Origin of the sequence: Nocardia pseudovaccinii (assembly GCF_050942345.1) — a bacterium.
Taxonomy (GTDB): Bacteria; Actinomycetota; Actinomycetes; order Mycobacteriales; family Mycobacteriaceae; genus Nocardia; species Nocardia pseudovaccinii.
In genome coordinates this window covers 2,888,530-2,911,701 of sequence record NZ_CP192074.1, presented here as the reverse complement: position 1 = coordinate 2,911,701, position 23,172 = coordinate 2,888,530, and the positions used below count along the sequence as shown (strand labels likewise).

Genomic DNA, 23,172 nt, shown 5'->3' with positions numbered 1-23,172 from the left:
CTCTCACCTATTGCGCGCCTAAAGACCGCACCCGCATAATGGAACGCACGTACTTCACTACCGGACCGCTATACCGCCGCGAGCCAAGCGTTCGAGTTTACAAGAGCGAACTCGTCACATATCCCCAAGAGCGGGAATCTGTTACGACATCGCTCGAAGAAACGCGATCGGCCTCACAACGCGGGCCCGTAACAGCCTAGGTGAAGGTCGCTCACGACGTTTCCACCCTCGGCCGCAACCCCCGCGTTAATACGGTATCGCTATCACGGCAATGGCTCGCGACCACCTGCGACCGGCCCGGTTGCCACCATCGAACGTGATTTCCGCGACATTTTCGCGAAAACAGCCTCGAGACTCGTAATCGACGTGATCGCCGTCACAGCGATCAGCCGAAGTAGTAGAGCTCGAAGCCGACGGCACGCGCGGCGGGGAATCCCGGCTTCGGGGCGGTCGCCATGTCGATCACCGCGCGCACCTGGTCCGCGACCGGCTCGGGGCTGAGCACCTCGAGGTAGCGGCGGTGCTCGGCCAGCGAGGCGGCGGCCTGCTCGATGGTGTCGGTGACGTCGACGGCGTGGGTGGCGCTTGGGCCGACCACCGCGGCCAGCCGGGGCGACCACGGCGGTTCGGTGAGGTCCGGAAAAATCCACTCGTTGCCCGCATCGGATATGGCATCGAGGGCGGCGCGCCCGACCGCGCGATGGTCGGCGCTGTTGGCATAGCCGGGAGCCCAGGTGTCGCCGAAATTGAACAGCACCACGAATTCCGGACGATGACGACGAATCACGGCGGCCAGGTCACGGCGCAGCGCAAGGGTTTCTTCGACGCGACCGTCCGGATAACCGAGGAATTCCACCTCGTGCACCCCGACCACCTTGGCGGCGGCGACCTCCTCGGCCTCCCGCAGCGGTCCGGCCTCCGCCGGCGGCATGCCCGCGATCCCGGCCTCGCCGGAGGTCACCAGCACGTAGCGAATGTCCTTGCCCTGCCCCGTCCAACGCGCCACCGCGGCGGCCGCACCGTATTCGATATCGTCCGGATGCGCCACGACGACGAGGCCGCGCTGCCAATCCTCGGGAACCTGCTCCACACGGGTCATTCAAGCAGACGTCCGAACGCGGGTAGGCCGCGCGCTGCCCGGTCGGACGGCGCACGGCCCACCTCTCGAAACCGCGGCGCCCGAAGTCCCGGCGGGCCCGCGGTGGACGCTACAGCTTGCTCACCGAGTTGTCCGAGCCCGCGACCGCCTTGTACAGCAGGTACAACCCGAAGACGACGGCGCTGATCACCAGAATCGGAAACAGCCCCTTGATCAACGCACCGATGATGGCGAGCGCGATCCAGACGACCGCTACGACACCGATGATTTTCCACAACATGCCAGCCTCCAGAAGGTCTCGGGCGAACCGTCATCCGACGATCCGGCTCCTCCATGCTGGCAGCCGGATGGCGATAAATCACCAGCTCAGCACCGATATCCGGGTGAAGATCAGGGTTCACCCTGACCTCTGCTCAGCACCCTGACAGCCCGTCCGATTTCCGAAGTCACCAAGTGCGACAACGGAAAACGTCGAAGTTGTCGCACCTTGCGCACTGCGTCACTATTGGCTGTCCGCTCGCATGTATTCCGAACCTTAAGGGGCCACCCATGACCAGGTACGCACATTATGTCGGCAGTCTTCCGGCGGACCTGATGACGGGCGATCGCGCTGTCCTGCAATGGTTTGCCGACAGAACCGCGGGCAGACCGGTCACCGCGCTCCCCTGCGATCTGGACCCTGACTGGATCATGGACTATCTGCGGACGCGCAAGCAGCATTCCGATGTCTTCGAGATCGTCCGGGACGGCGGATACGCCGACTACGGCGACTTCCCCAGCTACGGCCTGCGATCCGGCCGCAAGCTGGAAACAAAGCACGTTTCGATGGACCGGGCCGAGCGCATCGATGCGGTAGTGACGGCCTTCGAGTCACTGCAGCGCGAACGACCGGAGTTGGCGCAGACGAAAGTCCAGATAAGCCTGCCGAATCCACTCGATCTCGCAATGTTCGTCTTCGCGGGCGCGGCCGTGTCCGGCGGGCTGCCGACCGGAAAGGCATTGCGGCACTACGATCTCACGGTCGCCGCGTTGCGGCAGCTGCCGGTGTTCACCGAAGCGATGGTGCAGGAGGTATCGGAAGTAGTCGCTCGGCACGGTGACCGTGTTGTGTGGCAGCTGGAGTCCCCGATCGCACTGTTGAGCATGGTCAAAGCGACACAACTGGGTTCACGATGGGCGTTGGCCCCGCTGGTGGCACGCCAGCTCGCCGGCGTCCTCGGACGGCTGCACGAGATCGGCGCGGAAACCGTTGTGCACCTGTGCTACGGCGACTATCAGCACAAGAGCATGCTGTCCCCACGGGGTCTGACGCCCGCGGTAGCACTGCTCAATCGCACTGCGCGACTGCTGGATCGGCAAGGTGTACAACTACCCCCGGTGCATGTTCCGTGCGCCCACGGTGCCGAGCCCGCACCACTGGAACCTCGCTTCTACGCTCCCCTGCGATCGCTCGCCCCCGACTGGCGAGTGATCGCGGGTGTGGTTTCCACGGATTCAGTCGAGAACAGCAACCGGGCGCGTGCGCTGTTCGAGGAGGCTTTGGGTCGCAATGCCTTCGGTGTGGCCACCGCGTGCGGTCTCGGACGATGCACCCCCGAGGTCGCCCGCCACGCCGCCGAAGCCACGGTCGCGGTGGCAGGGGCCGTCGAGCAGACATCCGAATAGGCGTCGTGATCAGGTAACGCGGGTGCACTTGACAGTTCGCGCCCGCGTTGCTGGCGTCTGCATGGGCAAATCACTTCCGCCACAGCGGAATCCGCGTGTTGATCGCTCCGCATCGGTCGCCAACCGCAGAAGTCAACTTTGCGAACGCCTCGCGCGGTATTGATTTGGGCTTTACTCTAAATTTGCCGGAAGAGCGGGGTGATGCCAACGACAACGAACAGCCTCGCCTGTCACGCCCAGGCGATTCCCTCTGATCGCGGCGCACGATCTCCACGAAAAGTGCTGCTCTGACATGCATCCGCGGACACCGCGCCGCCACATCCGACACCCACCCAGGCGTGCTTCGTAAGGGCGGGTCGGCGAGTAGGTCCGATTCCGAGTTTTCGCAACCCTTCAGCCACCGGTTACCACCTATTATCTGGACCGCCAAATCGACTCCGGTAGTTGATGATTCGATCGTTACCGCTACAATTTGACGAGGGCGTCGTCCCGCATGGCTAACTGATGGCGACGCTCGGTCCGGGTTGATCCACCACCGTGGGACCGGAGTTGGTTCGGTTATCGATGTGGACGCACAGTCCGCGTCGGTGTCCGCTGTTCCAAGGAGTGTGCAATGGCGAACGATCCGCATGTCCTCGTTGTCGGTGGCGGCCCAGCGGGGTCGACAACCGCGGCGCTGCTGGCTCGAGCAGGAATACGCGTGACGCTTCTGGAACGAGATACGTTCCCGCGGTATCACATCGGTGAATCGATGCTCGCATCGTGCCTGTCGACGCTGCGTCTTTCCGGCGCGTTCGACAAGGTCGCGGCGCATGGCTTCCAGATCAAACGAGGCGGCTATTTCCAGTGGCAGAACGATAACTGGCTGCTGGACTGGTCCCAGCTCGTCGATGCCGAAGCCTGGTCATACCAGGTCGAGCGCGACGCGTTCGACGACATTCTGCTGCGCAACGCGGCCGAACAAGGCGCGACGGTGATCGAGAACGCCAATGTCGAGAACGTGATTTTCGATGGTGACCGCCCGGTAGCCGTGGAATGGACCGGACCCGGTGACACCGGTACTCGGACCACCGAATTCGATTTCCTCGTCGACGCCTCGGGACGATACGGCCTGCTGGCCAAGCGGCGCTTCAACATGCGGCGGCAGCACCCCGCGTTCCGCAATGTCGCGGTGTGGTCGTACTGGGAGGGCGCGCGCCTGCACCCGGACAGCCCGGAAGGCGCGATCAATGTCGTGTCCACCCCCGAGGGCGGCTGGTTCTGGCATATCCCCCTGTCCAACGGCCGATTCAGCGTCGGCTACGTGGTGTCCGCACGCAAGGCGGGCGAGCGACTACGCGAGCAGGGGCGAGACGCGTACTACCTCAACACGATTCGCGACAGCAAGGCCATGAGCGCATTGCTCGAAGGCGCCAAGCAGGTCGCCGAGGTCAAGGCCGAGCAGGACTACTCCTATGTGTCGGACCGGTTCTGCGGTCCGGGTTACGCACTGGTCGGTGACTCCGCGGCCTTCCTCGATCCGCTGCTGTCCACCGGCGTGCATCTGGCGACGTATGGCGGACTCGTCGCCGCGGCCGCGATCGCAACTACGCTTCGCGGCGAAATGAGCGAGACCGACGCGATGGCCTTCTACGAGCACACTGCCCGACGGGCCTACTCGCGATTCCTCGTGTTGGTCTCGCGTATGTACGAGCAGTACATCGGCTCCGACGAATACTTCTCGCACGCAGACAAACTCACCGAGGCACACGAAGGCGACACCCCAGAGGTGTCGTTCACCCGGATCATGGCCGGGCTCACCGATGTGGACGAATCCTCGGGAGAGCAAGAGCTCACCCCGACCGACACCATCGCCTCCGAGCTCACCGAGACCGAGAAACTGCACGCGGAGTCGGCCAACCTCGAGTACATGGGCCATCTGGACATGTCGGTCGTCTGGGACCACTGGCGTGACCCGCTGGCGGACACAGTGCTCAACGATGTGCGGATCACCACCGAACCCGTACTCGGCCTGACCACGCGTCCCCGCGACGCCGCAGAGGTCGAGGCCATAGCACGTCCGGTGCTCCCCCCGAAGGCCGCCAACGTCCCCGCGCTCTAGTTCCGGCCTTCGTGAACACCACTGCGCGAAGCCGGTCACTATGACGATCACGCGCTCCGACCCCGAACCACCGGGCGATTCCCCGGTCGGTGGTTCGGGTTCCCGGACAGCCATACAACAGATCGCGCGCTTCGGCGATCCGATCACCCGGCTGCTGCTGGCCAGCGACGGCTTCACCCAGCCTCGACTCGAGGCCATCCTCGGCACGGATCTCCAGGTGCGGGTGCTGCGCCAAGACGAACTCGCCGCTGAACAGCTGCCCGCAACCGTCTCCGACGCATTGCGGTTGGCCGGTCCCGACCGCGTCATCGTCCGTCGCTCGTGTCTGATCAATTCCGACATGGTGACCGCATCGATGAACTATGTCGTCGCCGTGAGCGGGCAGGCGACCGCGGCCGGCACCGACGATCTGCATGTGCCTATCGGTCGCGGCTTGATTTCTCGGGGTCTGTCCCAGCGGCGACATGTGCTGCGGGCGGGCGTCACGAGATGGCCCGATGGTCGCCTCTGCGCGGCCAAGGCGTACGTCATCATGCTCGGAGATCATCAGCCGCTGTGCTACATCCGTGAGATATTCAATCCCAGCGTTGTGCCACCGGAGCATGCCCCCCTCTCGGCTGAAGATCTGAGTTGGGCCGATGAGCCGGATTACACCCGAGCACGACCGGCCCACCCCTCGACAACACCCCGGGGTGGCTGCGATATCGAGTCACCGCGCACCAGCGGACAGTGTTCGCGAGCGCTGCCCGCGCTGGTCCATCCACGCGAATCCGACTCGCTCACTATCGATTTGGCCGCCGCCGCGCGCGGGCGGGCATTCATAGTACATCTCGGCGCACGCACGTCGGCGGCCCTCGATGTCACGACACTGCCTGCCCGCCGTGCGCTCGCGATCAGCGCCGCCGCAGTATTGAAACACGGACTGGACACGCCGATCGTGACCATCGGCCAATTGCGTTATGACGACGAATTATGCAGTGCACCAGACGATTCCAGCATTTCGCCTGGAGATCGGCTGCCGGAGGGATACCGCCGGGCCGCGGCACTGCTCGAAAGTTGGCGCGTCTCGATTCCGCCCATCGCGCTCTGCACGAACATGCTGCGCGGCGCCGCGGACCACTACCCGGCGTCGGTGGCACGGGATCTGCTGGTCGAGGTCGCCGCAATGCTCCCCATCGCGGCAAGCGCACCGGCCGCGTCCCGCGAACTGTACAGTTCCGTTGCACGCCTGCATATCTCGCGCACGGCCCGGTCCTGTGATTCGAATGCGGCTCGACCTCGGCTGACGCGGCCGGAGTGGGACCGCTCGACCCAACTGCTCTGGATCGGCGACCGGAACCACGAATTCACTTCCCAGCACCTGTCTTTCGCCGCCCGCGTCCGCAACCCGCTGGCCGTAACCCTCGGCCCCACCGCGACGCCGGACGATGTCGAGTTCCTGTGCCGATATCTGAATCCGGAGCGTCGGCCCGGTCGGCTCACGCTCGTCCCCGCACTGTCGGGCACCCGTACCGCCGACGCACTTCCCGCGTTGTTCGAGGCGGCCGCCCGGTGCGGCACCCCGGTGGGCTGGGTGTGTGATCCGATGCAGGCCGACGATCCCGCCACCGCGATTCACACCTTCGTCAGCGCTTGCCGGACCACGGGGACCGTGCCTGCTGGCCTGCACCTGGATTGCGAACCCCGAAATCGCCTCGATACCAGACTGGATACCGGACGGGCATTGCGCTGTGTCGTCACCACACTGAGCGCGATGTGGGCAAGCTGATCGGCGCACGCCGCCGAATCGCGAGGGAGAAGTGAGTGCAAAGTAGTCAAATCGTCATGGTCCTAATGGATCTCGTCCTCATCATGGCGGCCGCTCGGATCTTGGGCCGACTGGCCGAACGCGTCGGCCAGCCCGCGGTGATCGGGGAGATCACCGCCGGAATACTCGCGGGCCCGACCGTATTGGGGACGCATCTGTCGGAGATGCTGTTTCCGCACGAGATCCGCTCGTATCTGACCCTGCTCGCCAATGTGGGCGTCGCCGTGTTCATGTTCGTCGCCGGACTGGAACTCGACCGCAGCGTATTCGCGGGCAGCCGACGGTCGATCCCGGCGGTATCGGTCGCCGCCTACGCCGTGCCGTTCGTCCTTGGCTGTGGCATCGCCGCGACCGCGCTGGCCCGCCACCGAACCGGTGACCTACCGAGCTTCACGCTGTTCATCGGCTGCGCGCTGGCGGTGACCGCATTTCCGGTGCTGGCCCGGATCCTGCACGATCGTGGACTGACACGCACCGGAATCGGTCAGCTCAGCCTCGCCTGTGCGGCGCTGGTCGACATCTTCGCCTGGACGGCGCTGGCCGTCGTGCTGGCCGTCGCGCACCCCGGAACGGGCAGCCAATGGCGACTGGCGCTGCTGGTGCCTGTGGTAGCTGTGACGTGGTGGATCGTGCGTCCGGCATTGACGCGGATCGCCGCCGCGGGCACCGAGCAGACGATGATCGTGGTCGGTGTCGGCGGCGCGCTGCTGCTCGGCGCGATCACCGAGTGGATCGGACTGCATTTGATCTTCGGTGCGTTCGCCTTCGGTGTGGTGTTCCCCCGCGCGCGACGCGAGGCGGTCGAATCCGGCGCCCGGATCCTGAGCTTGGTGTTGCTGCCCGGATTCTTCGTCGTGGCGGGGCTCGCGGTCGATCTCGGAGCGATCGACCGAGCCGCGATCGGCGAGTTGGTGGTGATCATGGTGGTGGCCGTCGCGGGGAAGCTCGGAAGTGTCTATGTGGCTGGACGACTGACAGGTCTGCCGTCGCGATCGGCGGCCGCGCTGGCGGCCTTGCTGAACACCCGCGGATTGACAGAACTCGTCATACTCAACGTCGGTCTCAGCGCGGGACTTATTGGCCCACAACTATATTCGGTGCTGGTGGTAATGGCTTTGGTGACAACGGCGATGACCGCACCGATGCTGAAGCTGATCGGTTTCCACGAGGCGCCACGGGCTGATCCGGCCACCCCGGTCGACCGCTTACCCATCCGCAGTCCGGTCGAATAGCCGTCCACGACACGCTCGAACCAACCGGGTAGCAACCAGGTTCCCCGGGCATCGTCGTCTGCCCGTTGCTATGTTGCTAGCGTGGGCGAGTCGCCAGGTTCCGGAAAGGTCCTAGGTAGGGTGTGTCGTTTCGAATGCTCGACGACACACCGCTGACCTTGTTCGAGGAATCTGCCCGCGCTCATTGATTCAGTCTTTGTCGAATTCTGTTCCACCGTTTGGAGTAACGTCTTTGACCACACCGCATCCCCCCACGTCCGATTCGCACACCACCATGACCGGAGTCTGCCCCGTTCCGCACGGATCATCGAGCACTACCGCCGAGCGGATTCCGCTGTACACACCGGAGTTCGTCGCCGATCCGCACCACGCCTATGACGAGATGCGGCGCAAGTACGGCACGCTGGTCCCGATCGAGTTGGCTCCCGGCGTCCCGGCCACACTCGTGATCGGCTACGCGACCGCAGTGCGAATCCTCAACGACCCCACCCACTTTCCCGCCGACCCCCGGACCTGGCAGAAGACGGTCCCCGATGACTGCCCGGTGCGGCCGATGATGGCCTGGCTCCCGGCCGCACGGAACAACGACGGACCGACCCACGCCCGCTATCGGGATGCCTCCGTCGTGAGCATCGACGGAATCGATGTGCACGGACTGCCCTCGATCATCGAACAGATCGCCATCCCGCTGATCAACACCTTCTGCAAGGCCGGGAACGCCAATCTGGTTACCCAGTACGCATTTCCGCTCGTGCTCGGCGTCCTGAACCAAATGGTCGGCTGCCCACCCGAGATCGGTCAGCGTGTCGCGAGCGGCATGGCGGCGCGCTTCGACACGGTCCGCAGCGCCCAGGGCATGGCGATGCTCAAAGAGGCACTGATGGAGTTGATCCAGCTCAAGCGCGAGCATCCCGGCGACGACGTCACCTCACGGCTGGCACACCACTCGGCCGCCATGGACGACATAGAAATTTTCGCGCAGCTGATGAGCTTCTACGGCGCCGGATTCGAAGCACAGCGCAACCTGATCACCAATGCGCTGCTGCTGATGATCACCGACGACCGGTTCAAGTGCGCGGATGTCCTCGGACGAAACCTCTCGACGATCACGGCGATCGACGAAGTTCTGTTCAACGACCCGCCCATGGCGAACTTCTGCACCACCTATCCGCGCCAGCCGATCATGGTCGACGATATCTGGTTGCCCGCCGACCAACCGGTCGTCATCAGCCTCACCGGCTGCAATAACGACCCGGAGATCCGTGGCAACGACGACGCCGACGGACGACGTCTGGGTAATCGCTCACACCTGGCGTGGAGCGCCGGACCACACACCTGTCCAGCCAAAGGGGTTGCGTACCTTACTGTTCAGTACGCCATCGATCAGCTCTTCGACGCACTTCCCGACATCCAGCTCGGGGTGCACCCGGATCAGCTGATCTGGCGGCCCGGTCCCTTCCACCGTGCGATGGCGGCATTCCCGGTCGTTTTCAGCCCGTCAGCGCCGATGAAAATCATGTAGCCCGCGGGCCGAGATCGTCGATGGAACGGCGATCTCGGCCCTGGGCACGATACGGTTCTCAGGGAGGCGGAAACTCCGGGAACGGAGCGGACTTCGGGAAGACGACCGGCAGCGCGGTCAACGCGCGGTGGAACGGCCCGGTGCGCCAACCGAGTTCGGCAGCCGGACCGGCCAACTCGATCTCCGGCAGTGCATCGAGCAGTTGGTCGATCGCGTCCTGGGCGATCAGGTAGGCGGCGTCCTGTGCCGGGCACATGTGTGGTCCGGCGCTGAAGGCCAGGTGTGAACGATTGCCATCGCGCTCGACGCCGTCGACGGCATTGACGGTGGGATCGCTGTTGCACGCCGCCATGCTGATGACGACCGGCTGGTGCGCGGGCAACCACACGCTATTGAGCAGAATCGGTTGCCGGGGATAGGAAATGCAGTAGTTCGCCAACGGCGGGTCGGTGAACAGCACTTCGTCCAGCGCATCCCGGGTCGACAGACTACCGCTGTGCATGCCCGCGGCGAATCGATCGTCGGTGAGCATCAGTCGCAACGCGTTGCCGATGAGGTGGACCAGCGGCTCGACCCCGATCGCGTAATGCGTCACCAATTGCTGGATCACCTCCTCATCGGTCAGACCGCTCGGGTGACGCATCAATCGAGTCGTGATGTCGTCACCGGGCTCCTCCCGCTTGCGTTCGGTGTGCAGCCGCAGCGCCTCGTGCAGCATGCGGTCGCCCGCACCGACCTCGGCCCCGGCATCGAACATGGCGTCCAGCGCCGCCGCGACCCGCGCGCCGATATCGGCGTCGACTCCCAGCATGGTGTTCACCGCGGTGAACACCAGCGGAAAAACGTAGCGTTGCAACACATCAGCGTGTCCATCGCCACAGAACGTATTGATCAGCGGAATCGCGATCTGCTCGATTACCGCGTGCATGCCGAGCAGGTCGACGTCATTGATCGCCGCGCTGGCGGAGTCGCGGTAGCGCTTATGTTCCTGCCCGTCGGTGCGCAGGGCATTCTCCCGCCGCTTCATCATGCCGAGCACCGGGCACTCAGTCGGGATGTTTCGCTCCCACGTCCGGGGATCCGCCGGGAAGTGGTCCGGATCGGTCAGAATGCGGACCGCGGTGTAGTAGCCGATCACCAAAGTGGCCGGTACGCCGGGGGCGAGATCCACCGGCACCAGCGAACCGAACTTCTTGCGCATCTGCCCGTAGGCCCGGTGCGGGTCGGCGGCGAATTCCGGGGTGTACATCACGATGCGCGGCTCGGCTCCGAAGCCCGGTGAGCCGCCGACCGAGGACCTTGATTCCGGTGGGTAATGCGTATGCGTTGCCACAGATGAACTCCGAACTTTTGAAAACTAAAGAACCTTGACAATCGAGCGGACCCAGCACTGACCTCAGTTACGTCACAGCGGCGAGCTACGGCAGGTTGATGAACAACAGATTACGAACAACTGCTCGCGCGACTTCAGTCGCGCCGATCTGCCCCACGTGGGCAGCACGTGTGGTGCGGGTCATGCGCATCCTGCCGGTGCCCATGATCCAAATCCGTTGCCCCAGACCAGTTCTTGAGTGTCCGCCGTCATGATAGCCACCGCTCATCAGACGCGCAGCCCCAACGTCCGTTCGAGCAAGCATTCGCCCGGGTTCAGTAGATCAGGGCTCCCCCGGCGGGCGTCATTCGGCTCGCCTGTTGCGACCTACAGCAATCTTGCGGACCACGGTCAGGACGGTGACCACCATGACCGTCACCAGCTCCAACAGGTTCCAGGCGATCGGATCTTCGGGGGCGGATTCGGCCGCCACGGCCGGTGGCCGGTGCGGGGTGGTGCGGCTCGGTGTTTCCGGAGCGATCGCGAGTGCCGGCGCGGCCGGTGGGAATTCCGGCGGGGCGATCAGCGCTGCCGGTGCGGGACTCACTGGAGCGGGCGGCGGTGGGCCGAGTTGGAGGGGAATGCCTGGCGCGGGCGGCTCAGGGGCCGGGAGTAGCAGCAGACAGGTCAGCAGTGCGCTGCCGGTCATCGCGCTGCCGACGACGACGCTGCCGAGGCCGGATCCGCTCGAACCGACCGAACCGGTGCCGATCAAACCGGAGCCGGTTAACCCGCTGCCGGTTATGCCGCTGCCGGTCGCAAGTCCGAGCAGTATTGTCGCGCTGCCGATTACGGCGCTGCCGGTGCAGGCGGTTCGGACGCTGCCCGGGTCGAGGCCAAGTGATTCGCCCACTCCGGCCGTCACATCCGCGTGCCCGCCGAAGGGCGGGTCATCGGCGCCGTTGTCGATGCCGCCTGTGCCGGTCGCCGCGCCGCCCCGCTTCGCATTGCCCGACATCGCCGTCCCCGGGGCCGCACTTCCGGTGGCGACACCCCTGGGTTCGAGATTCAGGATGCCGCCGTAGGCGCTGCTCCCGGAATCCGCAGCCGCACTTCCGGTCCCAGTCGCGTCGACAGCAGCACTCCCGGTGGCGATATCACCGATGACCGGCCACTCGGGGCCGGTCGAGTCCGCAGCCGCGGGTCCGCCCGCGAACAACGGCACCGCCGTTGCCACGGCCAATCCAAGTGCGGCCCTTCGTCTTTGCACAACAAGCGCCATGTTGCCGATATCCCATCCGTCGCAGCTCCGCAGGTCTCGGACGGCCCGTCAGGTGATGTGCGCGTAGCGGGACATGGCGTATTCGAAGGCGTCCTTGGGGACACTGTTTCCGCCGGAGAACGGCCGGTCGAGGTTGTAGATCGCCAGCACCGTCGTGCCGACGACGATACCGAGCAGCGAGGTCATCAGCACACTGCGCCGGGTGACCTCCACACCCGAGAGCACCGCGGTGCACAGCAGCAGGATCGTGCCGAACCACAGTGCCGCATAAAGGAATACCGGCATCCGGTAACTCGCGTCCATGGCCCGGTCCTGGCGCGCCTCGGCAGCCGCGTCGAGGCTGGCCATGGCACTCGTGCGCAGGTCCGCGACATCCGGATCCGTCGTATTCACCGACGCGACGGCATCGCGCAGGCTGTCGAACGTATCCTGGGTGGGCTGACTCAACCGCCGGTCCGCCTGCATGACCGGCCACTCCCGCGTGAGCACCTGATCGGTGTAATCCCGTACCAGGCCCTGGATCTGGCGATGTTCGGGATCCGGCATGGAATGCGCGGTCGAATAGGTATCCACCAGCGCCTTCGCCTCGGCAATGGTGTGATTGTGCGCGTTGTCGTACTCCTGCCAGCAGATCACCACCACGAAGGCGACCACCGCCAGGAAGAGCGTGTTGATCAACTCGAGCACGAGGGAACCGGCCGCGTCCTCGTCGGTCGACACCCAAGACTTCGGTCGCAGCCGATCTCCGATCACGAAGATGGCCACAGCGATAATCGCCGCAAGAACGGGCACGATGAATATCAACAGCATGTAGCGACACACCTCCCGGAACCCACCAACCGGATCTGCGCCGCATGACACGGCTCGCCGAGGTCGAGCTCGGCGAGCGTCAGCAACGTCGATCACCTGTCATTCGGAGCCGAGGCCCGGATGGATGGCGTCCCAACACATTCCGCGTGTCGCGAGATGGAATCGTCATGGAAAGCAGTGCCACTCAGTGCATATCCGATGATCTCGACCCAGTTGGGATCACGACCGAGCGTTGCGTCCAGTTCGTCGGTGGCGTAGACGTAGCGCCCGTGCGGATTTCGGATCAGGCGTCGAACTCGATACGCCGGATGGTGCCCATACCGATGAGCGCGACCACGGCGAGCAGCCCGTGCGCCGATACGAACCACAACGCGGTATCGAACGAGCCGGTCGAAGAAACCAGATAGCCGATGACGATCGGGGTGACGATGCCCGCGATATTGCCGAACGCATTCATGGTGGAGCTCACGAAGCTGACCGCCTGGGTCGGTGCGATATCCGTGGTGATCGCCCAGCCGAGCGAACCGATGCCCTTGCCGAAGAAGGCCACGATCAAGATCGCCACAATCACGGTGGTGCTGTCGCTGAAGTTGGACAGTGCGATGAGGGTGGTGAGCAACATGCCCACGGCCGCCGGGATTTTGCGCGCCGCCGTCAGTGATCGGCCGCGACGCAAAAGGGCATCGGACAGGATGCCGCCCACCAGGCCACCGATGAATGCCGCGAGCGCGGGCAGCGCGGCGACGAATCCGACATGCACCAGCGACAGGCCGCGGCCCTTGTTCAGATAGATCGGGAACCAGGTGATGAAGAAGTAGGTCAGTGCGTTCACCGCGTACTGGAAGACGTAGACGCCCCACAGCGGCCGGGTGGAGAAGACGCGCACGAGCATGCGCCGATCGAGTCGCGTGCGTCGAGTCGCGTTCTCGCCCTTGGTCGTATCGAGATCGACCAGCGCACCACCGGAAACGATCGTTTCGAGTTCGGCCGGGGTGACGCGGCGGTGCGCACGCGGCGGATAAAGCCAGCGCCACCAGAACACGGCCAAGCTGAAGCCGAGCACACCGAGCAGCACGAATACCCAGCGCCAGCCGAATTGATTGGTGATCCAAGCCATTACCGGGGCGAACATTACGGTCGCGAAATACTGTGCCGAATTGAAAACCGCTGTCGCCCGGCCACGTTCGGCGGTCGGAAACCACATGGTCGATACCCGTGCATTACCGGGGAAGGCCGGTGATTCGAATACGCCGAGCAGCAATCGCAGTCCGAATACGATCGACAATGCGACCAGCACCGGCGTAGTGATCAGGCCGACCAGGCTGGTCGCCGCGGTGACCAGCGTCCACAATGCCAGGCTCGCCGCATAGACCCGTCGTGCGCCGAATCTGTCGAGCAGCATCCCGCCGGGCAATTGCGCGACGACGTAGGCCCAGCTGAATGCCGAGAAGATGTAGCCGAGCTGGACGGTGGAAAACCCGAGATCCGCCCGCACCGCACTGCCCGTGATCGACAGGCTGCTGCGGTCGGCGTAATTCACCGCGGTGATGATGAACAAGAGCCCGAGCACCAGATAGCGCGTCGGAATGCGACGACCGCGCCGCTGTTCGGTGGGTGCCACCACGGCGCGGGTGGCAGGCATACTCTCACGTTTCAACATCACTGTCCTCCTGTGACCGGCCGGTGTGCGCCGGATCACCCTGCAATGGGTGTGAAAGGAGGCTAAAGGCCGGAAGCGATACCCGTCGAACACCAATTCGGTATTGAGCGATACCCGAACGAGCAGGTGCCGGTCGGCGAGAGCATAGTCGTATCCGATGCCATTCGAGTATCGGTTGATTTCAAAACAGTGTTGGACCGGCATCAGGTGCCGGACCTAATCTCCAGAGAAATCAGCAATTTCCGTCGCCAGGAGGATATTCGTGTCGCAGCTATCCGCCGAGGAATTGGGACCCGCGCTGGGGCGCGGATTGCTCTCGTTCCCGGTCACCCATTTCGACGCCGAACTGAACTTCGACGAGCGGGCCTACCGGGAGCACATCGGCTGGCTGTCCCGATACGAGGTCGCTGGCCTGTTCGCGGCCGGTGGCACGGGCGAAGGCTTCGCCCTGACCAGCACGGAGATCGATCGCGTGGTGCGCGCGGCGGTGGCCGAAACCGCCGGACGGGTTCCGGTGATCGCGCCCGCGACGGCGGGCACCAGGGTGGCGGTGGAGCAGGCGCGCGCGGCCGAGGCGGCAGGTGCGGACGGAATTCTGCTGCTGCCGCCGTATCTCGTGGAAGCCTCACCCGACGGGCTGGTCGAACATGTGGCCCAGGTGTGTGCGGCGACCTCGCTCGGGGTGATTTTCTACAGCCGCGCCAATGCCGCCTGCGATGACGTGACGGTGGCAAAGATGGCCGAGCGCAGCCCGAACCTCATCGGGTTCAAGGACGGCGTCGGCAATATCGAGTCGATGACGCGGATCTACGCCCGGATGGGCGCTCGGCTGACCTACATCGGCGGCCTGCCGACCGCGGAAACATTCGCACTCCCCTACACCGAAATGGGCGTGACCACGTACTCCTCGGCGATCTTCAATTTCGCGCCCGAATTCGCGCTCGATTTCTATCGCGCGGTCCGCGCTCGCGATCGCGCGACCGTCTACGCGCACCTGCGCGACTTCGTCATCCCTTACCTCGACATCCGCGACCGCCGCCCCGGTTACGCGGTTTCGATCATCAAGGCCGGGCTCACCGCGGTCGGCAGACCATCCAGCCGGGTCCGCCCGCCGCTCACCGACCTCACCGAGGCCGAACTCGCCGAGCTGACCACCCTCGTGAAGACGATCGCCTGACCCCGAAGGACCCCACCATGGATTCACCCATCCTCGACCGGATCACCAGCGTCAAGATCTCCTCGGTCACCGTGCCCCTGCCCACCGGGATCAGCGATGCGAAGGTGCTGACCGGTCGACAGAAACCGATGACCGAAGTCGCGGTGCTCTTCGCCGAGATCACCACCGAGGCCGGGCTCGACGGCATCGGCATCAGCTACTCGAAGCGCGCGGGCGGGCCCGGCCAGTTCGCACATGCCCGCGAGATAGCGCCCGTACTGCTCGGTGAGGATCCCAGCGATATCGCCAAGATCTGGGACAAACTCATGTGGGCGGGCGCCTCGGTTGGTCGCAGCGGGCTGTCGGTGCAGGCGATCGCCGCTTTCGATGTCGCTCTGTGGGATCTCAAGGCCAAACGCGCCGGGTTGCCGCTGGCGAAACTGCTGGGTGCACACCGTGATTCGGTGCGCTGTTACAACACCTCCGGTGGATTCCTGCACGCACCCGTCGAAGAAGTCCTCGACCGCGCCGCGGCATCGTTGGAACACGGCATCGGCGGCATAAAAATAAAGGTCGGACACCCCGACCACGCGGTGGATCTCGCGAGGCTCACCGCGGTGCGCGAGAAGCTCGGGGACCGGGTGCCGTTGATGGTCGACGCCAACCAGCAGTGGGACCGTCCCACCGCTCGCCGTATGTGCCGGGCTTTCGAGCCGTTCGGATTGGTGTGGATCGAAGAACCCCTCGACGCCTACGACTTCGAAGGCCATGCCCAACTCAGTGCCACCTTCGACACCGCCATCGCAACCGGTGAAATGCTCACCAGCGTCGCCGAACACACCCAACTCATCGTTGCCCATGGCGCGGACATCGTGCAGCCGGACGCACCGCGCGTCGGCGGCATAACCCAATTCCTGAAGGTGATGGCCCTCGCCGACAGCCAAAACCTGCAACTGGCACCACATTTCGCGATGGAAATCCACATCCACCTCGCCGCCGCCTACCCACGAGAGCCCTGGGTCGAACACTTCGAATGGTTCGACCCCCTCTTCGACGAACGCCTCGACATCGCCGACGGCCGCATGCACCTGTCATCGCGCCCCGGCCTCGGCGTAACCATCAGCGACCAAGCCCGCGCCTGGACCATCGCCGAGCACACCATCCACTCCTGACACCATTGATCCGGACAGATGATCACCATGCGTTGGGCGGCATCGGTCGAGAGACCTGACCCGTCGTCGCATGGTGATCGCCTGTTCGATTCGCCGGAAGGCCCGCCGCGTCAGTTCCAGTTGTCGATCTTGACGTCGTGCGGATCGGGCGCGCCTTTTCCGGTTTCCACCAGCGACTTCAGGCTCAGCAGGAAGACCGCCCACTTGGTGCTGCAGTGGTGCATGAATTCGACCGGTTCCTTCCAGCCTTCGTGTTCGAAGAGGACGACGGTGTAGTCGTCGACCTGGTCGAGCTTCCAGTCCACCTGGGTGCCGACCCATTCTTCGGGTCCCTCGACGACCTCCCAGCGCACGCGCTTGCCCGGGTCGAGCTCGAGGACCTCCATATCGAATCCACCGGCATCGAAACGGAATTGGAGCACGCCGCCGACGTCATTGCCTTTGCCCTGGGTGTTGTTCGCCCACCAGCCGGCGAGCCCCTCGACGGTGGTCAGGGCGGTATAGACCTCGGCCGTCGGCGCTTTGATTGCGACTCGGTGCAGGATATCCACCATTTTCGAATCCTCTTTCCAGTGTCGGATTTTCACTTCTGCTGCTGATCTTTTGTGCGTTGAATCGCCTCGGCGATCCGCTTGATGCGCCGGAGCCTGGCGTCCCACGCCGCCCCGACCGAGGACAACTGCGCGACCGCGCGGGCAAGTTGCGCCTCATCCACCCGATACCTCCGTTCCCGCCCCGCGGGCGTGGCGTGCACCAGGCCGACGCGGTCGAGCACGCCCAGATGCTTCGCGATGGCCTGCCGTGTCACGGGCAGCTGCTCGCTGAGACTGGTGGCCGTGCCATCGCCGGCCGCCAGGAGCAGGTCGAGCATCCGCCGACGGGTCGGATCCCCGACCGCGGACCACAGGTCGTCGTCGACGGTAGCGGTCACGGGGTCGACACCAGCCGCGCGATGTACTCGCCGAGTTGCGGAACGAACCTGTCCCAACCGGCGCTGTGGTCTTGGTAGACCTCCTCCAACTTCGCAGCCTCCCAACCCATCTCACGGAACCCGGTCTCGGTGAGGCGAATCCTGGTGCCCGCGCCCGCCGGGGTGAGCTCGAAAGTGACCAGCAGCGAGTCGGCGAGGTCCGCCGAGCCCTCCGGATAGCACCAGCGGAACGAGAACAGCCGCGGCCGCTCGACGGTCACCACTGTGATCGGGGCGACATGTTCCCGGTCGCCGAAGACCAGTTCACCGACCGCGCCGGGAGTGGCCTCGAAATCGGCCGCGTCGGACCACCATTCCGAGATGTGTTCCGGGCTGCTGACCACCTCGAAGACAACTTCGGGTGAGGCGTCGACGTGGATCTCGCGCTCGATGCTGCCGTACTCCATACTCTTCCTCCATCTGCAACGTTTGGTTGCACATCACGGTAGCCGACCACAGCTCATCGCGCAACCATTGGTTGCATATAGGGCTCGGGCCGCGTGCCGACAGCACAAAGCCCCGGCCAAACCAGCACGCGTGGTCAGCCGGGGTTTCGGTGGCGACTCAGACCTTCAACCCGTGTTTGGTGCCGTAGGCGTAATGGAACACGAAGAGCCCACCGAGGACGACAAGCCACTGCAGCGTGCTCACCAGCGGCACCGAATCGACCGGGAGGGGTAGGCGAACACGCCCCACACCACGGCGTCGAGGACGAAGCCCAGACCGCGGTCAGTACCCGCAGCTGGCTGCGAAATCGAGAGTCGTTGTCCCAGCGGGCATCCCACTGCCGATAGCCTTCCTCGCCGATCTTGACTGTCACGATCGTGCGGGCGGCACTGCGCATGAAGGGATGCGAGGTTAACAGGGGGCCAGCACCCACAGCCCGAGCGCGCCCCGCATGGCGATGACCATGACGTGGGGTCGAAATCCCGAAATACCCCGGCCCGCTGCGCTTCTCGGATGCGCTCCGCTTGGATTCGGCCGAAATCGGCGAGCTGCTCGGCCAGGCCGAATGTCTGCGGGTCGCTCGGGTACCCGTTCGCGATGATGCTCGACAGCGCCCGCAGATGGTCAGGGTACTCGTCCAGCAGCGCCAGGTTGGCGGCGGAATGCAGGCGCAGCCGGGCCGTGAGAACCGCGGCGGTGACATCGGGCCGACCGACCCCAAGCCGGTCACCTCACGATGGTGGACCACCCGCCCATCAGCCCAACCACCTAGCCCCACAGCACACCGAGCCCACGAGAATGCATGGCGGCGGGCCCTTCTCGGTATTTGCCTCCACCAGCGCTCAGTGACCATCTGACCAGCTGCGGTGCGACTGAGGGTCTTCTCCTGCCGGGCACCTCGGCCCGGCACGGCATGAGCCGCTGGTTAGTTCCCCTGCGGCGGAAGTGAAGTGGGGGCGTGCTGATCGGCCACCTCGGTGAGGGCCTGCGCCCACCCGTCCAGGCGATCGGCCGCGTCGCGCAGATCGGCGACGATGGTGTCGAAGTTATGCCGCAGCACCGCACTTTCGGGTACCGCGAGAATCCGCCCCGCCGCCGCGACTACCTGTTCGTACTCGGCGACCCCGCTGTCGAGGCGGCCGAGTGCGAATTGCATATTCTCGGTGAGGCCAACGGCGGCAACGGATTTCGAGCGCCCCATGGCGCCGAGTGCCTGTTCCATCGCGGTGATGTCGGCGGCCAGCGCGTGCAGCGCGGCAGCACCCGAACCTGCGGTTTCGATCATGTCGGCGAGCTCGTCCTCGGGTAGCCGGTTCGAGCGGGCGATCTGCGTGCCGAGGCCGTGTAGCGCCTTCTCCGCCCGAACCAGGCGGGAAATAGGCCCGCGCGCGGATGACCACGGGGGTGGCTGTTTGCGCGGCACGAAAGCTGCCTGCGGTAGCGGTGAGCTGCGCAATTGGAGGTAGCGGCGGGCACTGAGCGCGGTACCGGTGACCAGCGCCACCGCTCCTCCGCCGACCACGACAACCGCCCATACCGGTGCCGAAAGCACCATCAGCCCAACGGTTCCCGCGGTGGTGAGACCGCCGACCGTGCCCAGTTGGAAGCTGCGGCGGCGGGCCCTGCGGCGCTTGCGCAACTCCCGCTCGCGCGGATCCGCCCAGCGCCGCACCGCGACCAGCGCATGTTCGCCCACCTCGCGCAGACTGTCGGGCAGGCTCCCCGGCTGCGGTGCGAGTGCCGCCTGTGCGCGCACAAGCGCGGCACCGCGACGACGACCACTCCTACCTTGTTCGCGAGGTCCCTGCGGGCTCATCGGTCTCCTCCAGGGCACGCGTTCGGCGCGACCCGCGGTGGCCGGACAGGCAGGGCCCGAGCATGACCGACGGCCGACCCGCCAGGTACCCGTGCCATGTCTTCCACCGAACCAGTCCTCGCCGAACTGTATTTATTCGAACGCCGTATGTATTTCGAACGACGGGCTACTGCTGCGCGGTCTGGCCCTTGTTCATCTGCGGCTGCGGCTGTGCCGGATTCGCCTGCGCGGCACCCGGATTGATCGCCGGAGTCGCTCCGCCTGCGGGCAGCGCATCGCCGCGCATCGAGGCGCGGATCTGCTCCAGCTTGCTGTGTCCGGCCATCTGAATGCTGGCCTGCTGTACCTCGAGCATCCGGCCCTGCACCGAATTGCCCGCGAGTTCGGCGGCGCCCAGCGCATTCGCGTAGCGGCGCTCGATCTTCTCACGCACGGCATCCAGGCTCGGCGTCGTGCCGGGCGCGGACAGCGTCGAATCCATCCGCTGCAGCGATGCCGAGACCTGCTCCTGCATCTTGGCCTGCTCCAGCTGGCTGAGCAGTTTGGTGCGCTCGGCGACCTTCTGCTGCAACAGCATCGCGTTCTGCTCGACCGCCTTCTTGGCTTGCGCGGCCGCCTGCAGCGACTGGTCGTGCAGCACCTTGAGGTCCTCGACGGCCTGCTCGGCGGTGACCAACTGCGCGGCGAAGGCCTCGGCGGCGTTGGTGTACTGGATCGCCTTCTCGGTATCGCCGGCCGCGGCGGCCTGATCGGCCAGCATGACGGCCTGGCGCGCATTGGCATTGAGCTTCTCGACATCGTCGAGCTGACGGTTCAGCTTCATCTCCAGCTGACGCTGGTTGCCGATGACCGACGCGGCCTGCTGCGAGAGGGCCTGATGCTGACGCTGAGCTTCCTCGATAGCCTGCTGAATCTGGACCTTCGGATCCGCATGCTCCTCGATCTTCGAATCGAAGAGGGCCATCATGTACTTCCAGGCCTTGACGAACGGATTAGCCATCGATTGATCCCGCCTCCATAAGATGCGCCGCGCTTCACCGCGACTCTAGTGCGCGACCGTCACGCACCCGATATGTGCCTATCCTCCACCATGTGGCACCCGGGCCGGGCGAACCCGGCCCAACTGACGCCTAGAACAGAATCTATCCGCTTTCGGCACCGGTTCGCAGCGTCGGCCGCGGACGCCACCTCTCGTCTATTGATCAGTTGCTTTTCACCAGGACCAGCATGTCGGCCCGCGGGGCCGGAATGACGATCCGGGTGTCCTCGGCGATCTGCGGCCGGGCGCCGGCCACCGACATCGTGGCGGTCGCGGGCTCCGCGGCGGCCTCGGCGGGTTCGGCCGCGGCGGTCCGCTCCGCCTCGGGTGCATCGGCGGTCTGAGCGGGCGCGTCGGCGGGCAGACCGTCGGCGCCTGCCATGATCGTGCTCACATCCCAGAGCACCCGCGACAGCGGCACATCCAAAGCCGCGCAGATGGCGGCGAGCAGTTCGCTGGAGGCCTCTTTACGGCCCCGCTCGACTTCCGACAGATATCCCAGGCTCACGCGCGCCGAGGTAGAGACCTCACGCAGGGTCCGGCTCTGGGCGAGACGAGCACGCCGCAGACTGTCCCCGATCGCCTCTCGCAGCAGCGTCATGTCGTTCTCCTTAGCTCCCAGTAACCGGGTCCGCGGGCGCCTACCAGCGCTGCGCACGCCGTCCTTTCTGGCACAACGTCGAACAGGGCCCGGTTGGTTCCCACGGTGGCAAACCAGGCGCGGCAGCACCTAGTGGCCGCCTCCCACGATACGACGCAACTCCCGTACCGCGCTGTGCGTAGCGCCGATTCGGATCGCCCACCGGTCGCCGTCCAGTTTCAGCCGCATGACCTCGGTATGCCTGGGCCCGGCCAGTCCGAGGAAGACAGTGCCGACGGCATGTCCGCCCTGAGATTCGGGTCCGGCTACCCCGGTCAATCCGATACCCCAGTCCGCGCCGCAGCGCAGCCGCGCACCGACGGCCAACTCTTCGGCAGTGCTCGCGGCGACCGGTCCCTCGGTCGCGAGCACTTCGTCACTGACACCGGCCAGGCTGTGTTTGAGTTCCGTCGCGTAGACGACCAGCCCGCCACGTAGCACCGCACTGGCACCCGGCACCCCGGCGATGGTCGCCGCGAGCAGGCCCGCGGTCAGCGATTCGGCGGTCGCCACGGTCTGCCGGGCGACACCCAGCTCGCGCACCAATTCGACGACGGGCGCTCCGGTTGTCAGCGGATCGGTCATGCGCCGCGTGTCCGGCCCGTACCTCCCGCGAGCCACACCCGCGCCGCCTGCCCCACATAGTCGAGGCCGGTGATGACCGTCAGCGCGACGGCCACATACATCAATGTCATACCGGCGGTGGCGAATCCGCCGTGCAGCGGCAACAGCAGTACCGCGATCGCGACGGACTGCACCAGCGTCTTCAACTTGCCGCCGCGTCCGGCCGGAATCACGCCGCGCCGCACCACCACCAGCCGCAGCAGCGTGATCCCGATCTCGCGACCACAGATGACCAGGGTGATCCACCACGGCAGATCGCCGAGTATCGAAAGTCCGATCACCGCGGAACCGATCAGCGCCTTATCCGCGATGGGATCGGCGAGTTTGCCGAAATCGGTGACCAGACCGTATTTGCGTGCCAATTGCCCGTCGAAGCGATCGGTGATCGCGGCGATGCCGAACAGCGCGGCGGCCGCGATCCGCCAGCCGGTCTGGTGGCCGCCGCCCGCGAACAGCGCCAGCACGAACAGCGGCACCAGCGCGATCCGCAGCATGGTGAGCACATTCGCGATATTCATCAGCGGAACGACGGGATCGGCCTGGGCGGGTGGGAATCCGGCGCGGACCGCGGGTTCGACCCAGCGTCGATCGATCTCTTCGGGCTGCACGCTCACGCCTCCGCCTCGCTGGCGCTCGGCTCCGGCGCGTGCGTGCACGGCTGTGACATGGTTCGCTCGCTACGCTCCCTCACGGCCTCCGCCTCGCTGGCACTCAGCTCCGGCGCGTGCGTGCACGGCTGTGACATGGTTCGCTCGCTACGCTCCCTCACGGCCTCCGCCTCGCTGGCGTAAGAACCCGGCGCACAGACCACAACACCC

The 23,172-nt window shown here is 65.3% G+C and carries 22 protein-coding genes; 7 read left to right on the top strand and 15 right to left on the bottom strand.

Going from position 1 to position 23,172, the window contains the following annotated elements; translation table 11 throughout:
* Window positions 1–385 precede the first annotated feature (385 nt).
* Together ACQPZ2_RS13265 and ACQPZ2_RS13260 are read right to left on the bottom strand one after the other, a co-directional pair.
* Window positions 386–1,090, bottom strand: coding sequence for a PIG-L deacetylase family protein (locus ACQPZ2_RS13265; protein WP_433525794.1), 705 nt, complete (start codon window positions 1,088–1,090; stop codon window positions 386–388).
* 118 nt (window positions 1,091–1,208) lie between these two features.
* Window positions 1,209–1,379, bottom strand: coding sequence for a hypothetical protein (locus tag ACQPZ2_RS13260; RefSeq protein ID WP_040692895.1), 171 nt, complete (start codon window positions 1,377–1,379; stop codon window positions 1,209–1,211).
* A 269-nt stretch (window positions 1,380–1,648) separates the two neighbouring features.
* On the opposite strand from ACQPZ2_RS13260, the gene ACQPZ2_RS13255 reads away from it, so the two are divergent.
* The 5 genes from ACQPZ2_RS13255 (at window position 1,649) to ACQPZ2_RS13235 (ending at window position 9,426) form a co-directional block, all read left to right on the top strand.
* A complete protein-coding gene (locus tag ACQPZ2_RS13255; RefSeq protein WP_433525793.1) occupies window positions 1,649–2,764 on the top strand; it encodes a hypothetical protein in 1,116 nt (371 codons plus the stop codon).
* Window positions 2,765–3,377: 613 nt separating this feature from the next.
* Entirely contained in the window at window positions 3,378–4,865 is a 1,488-nt protein-coding gene (locus ACQPZ2_RS13250) for an NAD(P)/FAD-dependent oxidoreductase (protein ID WP_433525792.1), read from the top strand.
* 40 nt (window positions 4,866–4,905) lie between these two features.
* The gene (locus ACQPZ2_RS13245; protein ID WP_433525791.1) at window positions 4,906–6,633 is read left to right on the top strand and encodes a 3-deoxy-7-phosphoheptulonate synthase; all 1,728 of its coding nucleotides are present in this window, start codon (window positions 4,906–4,908) and stop codon (window positions 6,631–6,633) included.
* Between the two features lie 35 nt (window positions 6,634–6,668).
* Window positions 6,669–7,904, top strand: a complete 1,236-nt coding sequence (locus ACQPZ2_RS13240; RefSeq protein ID WP_433525790.1) for a cation:proton antiporter — start codon at window positions 6,669–6,671, stop codon at window positions 7,902–7,904.
* Between the two features lie 232 nt (window positions 7,905–8,136).
* Window positions 8,137–9,426 (top strand): cytochrome P450, encoded by a 1,290-nt coding sequence (locus ACQPZ2_RS13235; RefSeq protein WP_433525789.1) that lies wholly within the window; start codon window positions 8,137–8,139, stop codon window positions 9,424–9,426.
* A gap of 58 nt (window positions 9,427–9,484) precedes the next feature.
* Here ACQPZ2_RS13235 and ACQPZ2_RS13230 read toward each other — a convergent pair whose 3' ends face one another.
* From ACQPZ2_RS13230 to ACQPZ2_RS13215, 4 genes are all read right to left on the bottom strand, one after another.
* Window positions 9,485–10,759: a cytochrome P450 gene (locus ACQPZ2_RS13230; protein WP_433525788.1), complete on the bottom strand. Its 1,275-nt coding sequence runs from the start codon at window positions 10,757–10,759 to the stop codon at window positions 9,485–9,487.
* Between the two features lie 343 nt (window positions 10,760–11,102).
* Complete coding sequence (locus tag ACQPZ2_RS13225) at window positions 11,103–11,975, bottom strand: hypothetical protein (protein WP_433525787.1); 873 nt, start codon at window positions 11,973–11,975, stop codon at window positions 11,103–11,105.
* Window positions 11,976–12,068: 93 nt separating this feature from the next.
* Complete coding sequence (locus ACQPZ2_RS13220; RefSeq protein WP_433525786.1) at window positions 12,069–12,830, bottom strand: DUF4239 domain-containing protein; 762 nt, start codon at window positions 12,828–12,830, stop codon at window positions 12,069–12,071.
* A 283-nt stretch (window positions 12,831–13,113) separates the two neighbouring features.
* Complete coding sequence (locus tag ACQPZ2_RS13215) at window positions 13,114–14,490, bottom strand: MFS transporter (protein WP_433525785.1); 1,377 nt, start codon at window positions 14,488–14,490, stop codon at window positions 13,114–13,116.
* Window positions 14,491–14,752: 262 nt separating this feature from the next.
* Between ACQPZ2_RS13215 and kdgD the strand changes: the two genes are divergently transcribed.
* Window positions 14,753–15,667 (top strand): 5-dehydro-4-deoxyglucarate dehydratase, encoded by a 915-nt coding sequence (gene kdgD / locus ACQPZ2_RS13210; protein WP_433525784.1) that lies wholly within the window; start codon window positions 14,753–14,755, stop codon window positions 15,665–15,667.
* Window positions 15,668–15,684: 17 nt separating this feature from the next.
* Window positions 15,685–16,818 carry an L-talarate/galactarate dehydratase gene (locus ACQPZ2_RS13205; RefSeq protein WP_433525783.1) on the top strand — a complete coding sequence of 378 codons (1,134 nt, stop codon included), beginning with the start codon at window positions 15,685–15,687 and terminating at the stop codon, window positions 16,816–16,818.
* A gap of 110 nt (window positions 16,819–16,928) precedes the next feature.
* Here ACQPZ2_RS13205 and ACQPZ2_RS13200 read toward each other — a convergent pair whose 3' ends face one another.
* From ACQPZ2_RS13200 to pgsA, 9 genes are all read right to left on the bottom strand, one after another.
* On the bottom strand, window positions 16,929–17,372 hold the full coding sequence (locus ACQPZ2_RS13200) for an SRPBCC family protein (protein ID WP_433525782.1): 444 nt from the start codon (window positions 17,370–17,372) through the stop codon (window positions 16,929–16,931).
* A gap of 29 nt (window positions 17,373–17,401) precedes the next feature.
* Window positions 17,402–17,749, bottom strand: a complete 348-nt coding sequence (locus ACQPZ2_RS13195; protein ID WP_387296643.1) for an ArsR/SmtB family transcription factor — start codon at window positions 17,747–17,749, stop codon at window positions 17,402–17,404.
* Entirely contained in the window at window positions 17,746–18,195 is a 450-nt protein-coding gene (locus ACQPZ2_RS13190) for an SRPBCC family protein (protein ID WP_433525781.1), read from the bottom strand. The genes ACQPZ2_RS13195 and ACQPZ2_RS13190 overlap by 4 nt, the downstream gene beginning before the upstream one ends.
* A 157-nt stretch (window positions 18,196–18,352) precedes the next feature.
* On the bottom strand, window positions 18,353–18,484 hold the full coding sequence (locus ACQPZ2_RS13185) for a hypothetical protein (RefSeq protein WP_433525780.1): 132 nt from the start codon (window positions 18,482–18,484) through the stop codon (window positions 18,353–18,355).
* Between the two features lie 676 nt (window positions 18,485–19,160).
* A complete protein-coding gene (gene pspM / locus ACQPZ2_RS13180) occupies window positions 19,161–20,051 on the bottom strand; it encodes a phage shock envelope stress response protein PspM (protein WP_433525779.1) in 891 nt (296 codons plus the stop codon).
* A gap of 166 nt (window positions 20,052–20,217) precedes the next feature.
* Entirely contained in the window at window positions 20,218–21,051 is an 834-nt protein-coding gene (locus tag ACQPZ2_RS13175; RefSeq protein WP_063044552.1) for a PspA/IM30 family protein, read from the bottom strand.
* A 202-nt stretch (window positions 21,052–21,253) separates the two neighbouring features.
* A complete protein-coding gene (locus ACQPZ2_RS13170) occupies window positions 21,254–21,691 on the bottom strand; it encodes a helix-turn-helix domain-containing protein (protein ID WP_433525778.1) in 438 nt (145 codons plus the stop codon).
* Between the two features lie 129 nt (window positions 21,692–21,820).
* A complete protein-coding gene (locus ACQPZ2_RS13165; protein ID WP_433525777.1) occupies window positions 21,821–22,315 on the bottom strand; it encodes a CinA family protein in 495 nt (164 codons plus the stop codon).
* A complete protein-coding gene (gene pgsA / locus ACQPZ2_RS13160) occupies window positions 22,312–22,968 on the bottom strand; it encodes a CDP-diacylglycerol--glycerol-3-phosphate 3-phosphatidyltransferase (protein ID WP_433525776.1) in 657 nt (218 codons plus the stop codon). The genes ACQPZ2_RS13165 and pgsA overlap by 4 nt, the downstream gene beginning before the upstream one ends.
* Window positions 22,969–23,172: the final 204 nt, after the last annotated feature.

What these genes read in the sequence shown, in the direction of transcription:
- ACQPZ2_RS13245 (WP_433525791.1), top strand. Translation starts at nt 4,906, where the DNA reads ATGACGATCACGCGCTCCGACCCCGAACCACCGGGCGATTCCCCGGTC.
- ACQPZ2_RS13190 (WP_433525781.1), bottom strand. Translation starts at nt 18,195, where the DNA reads ATGGAGTACGGCAGCATCGAGCGCGAGATCCACGTCGACGCCTCACCC.
- ACQPZ2_RS13260 (WP_040692895.1), bottom strand. Translation starts at nt 1,379, where the DNA reads ATGTTGTGGAAAATCATCGGTGTCGTAGCGGTCGTCTGGATCGCGCTC.
- ACQPZ2_RS13255 (WP_433525793.1), top strand. Translation starts at nt 1,649, where the DNA reads ATGACCAGGTACGCACATTATGTCGGCAGTCTTCCGGCGGACCTGATG.
- ACQPZ2_RS13165 (WP_433525777.1), bottom strand. Translation starts at nt 22,315, where the DNA reads ATGACCGATCCGCTGACAACCGGAGCGCCCGTCGTCGAATTGGTGCGC.
- ACQPZ2_RS13175 (WP_063044552.1), bottom strand. Translation starts at nt 21,051, where the DNA reads ATGGCTAATCCGTTCGTCAAGGCCTGGAAGTACATGATGGCCCTCTTC.
- pspM (WP_433525779.1), bottom strand. Translation starts at nt 20,051, where the DNA reads ATGAGCCCGCAGGGACCTCGCGAACAAGGTAGGAGTGGTCGTCGTCGC.
- ACQPZ2_RS13170 (WP_433525778.1), bottom strand. Translation starts at nt 21,691, where the DNA reads ATGACGCTGCTGCGAGAGGCGATCGGGGACAGTCTGCGGCGTGCTCGT.
- ACQPZ2_RS13200 (WP_433525782.1), bottom strand. Translation starts at nt 17,372, where the DNA reads ATGGTGGATATCCTGCACCGAGTCGCAATCAAAGCGCCGACGGCCGAG.
- ACQPZ2_RS13220 (WP_433525786.1), bottom strand. Translation starts at nt 12,830, where the DNA reads ATGCTGTTGATATTCATCGTGCCCGTTCTTGCGGCGATTATCGCTGTG.
- ACQPZ2_RS13205 (WP_433525783.1), top strand. Translation starts at nt 15,685, where the DNA reads ATGGATTCACCCATCCTCGACCGGATCACCAGCGTCAAGATCTCCTCG.
- ACQPZ2_RS13215 (WP_433525785.1), bottom strand. Translation starts at nt 14,490, where the DNA reads ATGTTGAAACGTGAGAGTATGCCTGCCACCCGCGCCGTGGTGGCACCC.
- ACQPZ2_RS13250 (WP_433525792.1), top strand. Translation starts at nt 3,378, where the DNA reads ATGGCGAACGATCCGCATGTCCTCGTTGTCGGTGGCGGCCCAGCGGGG.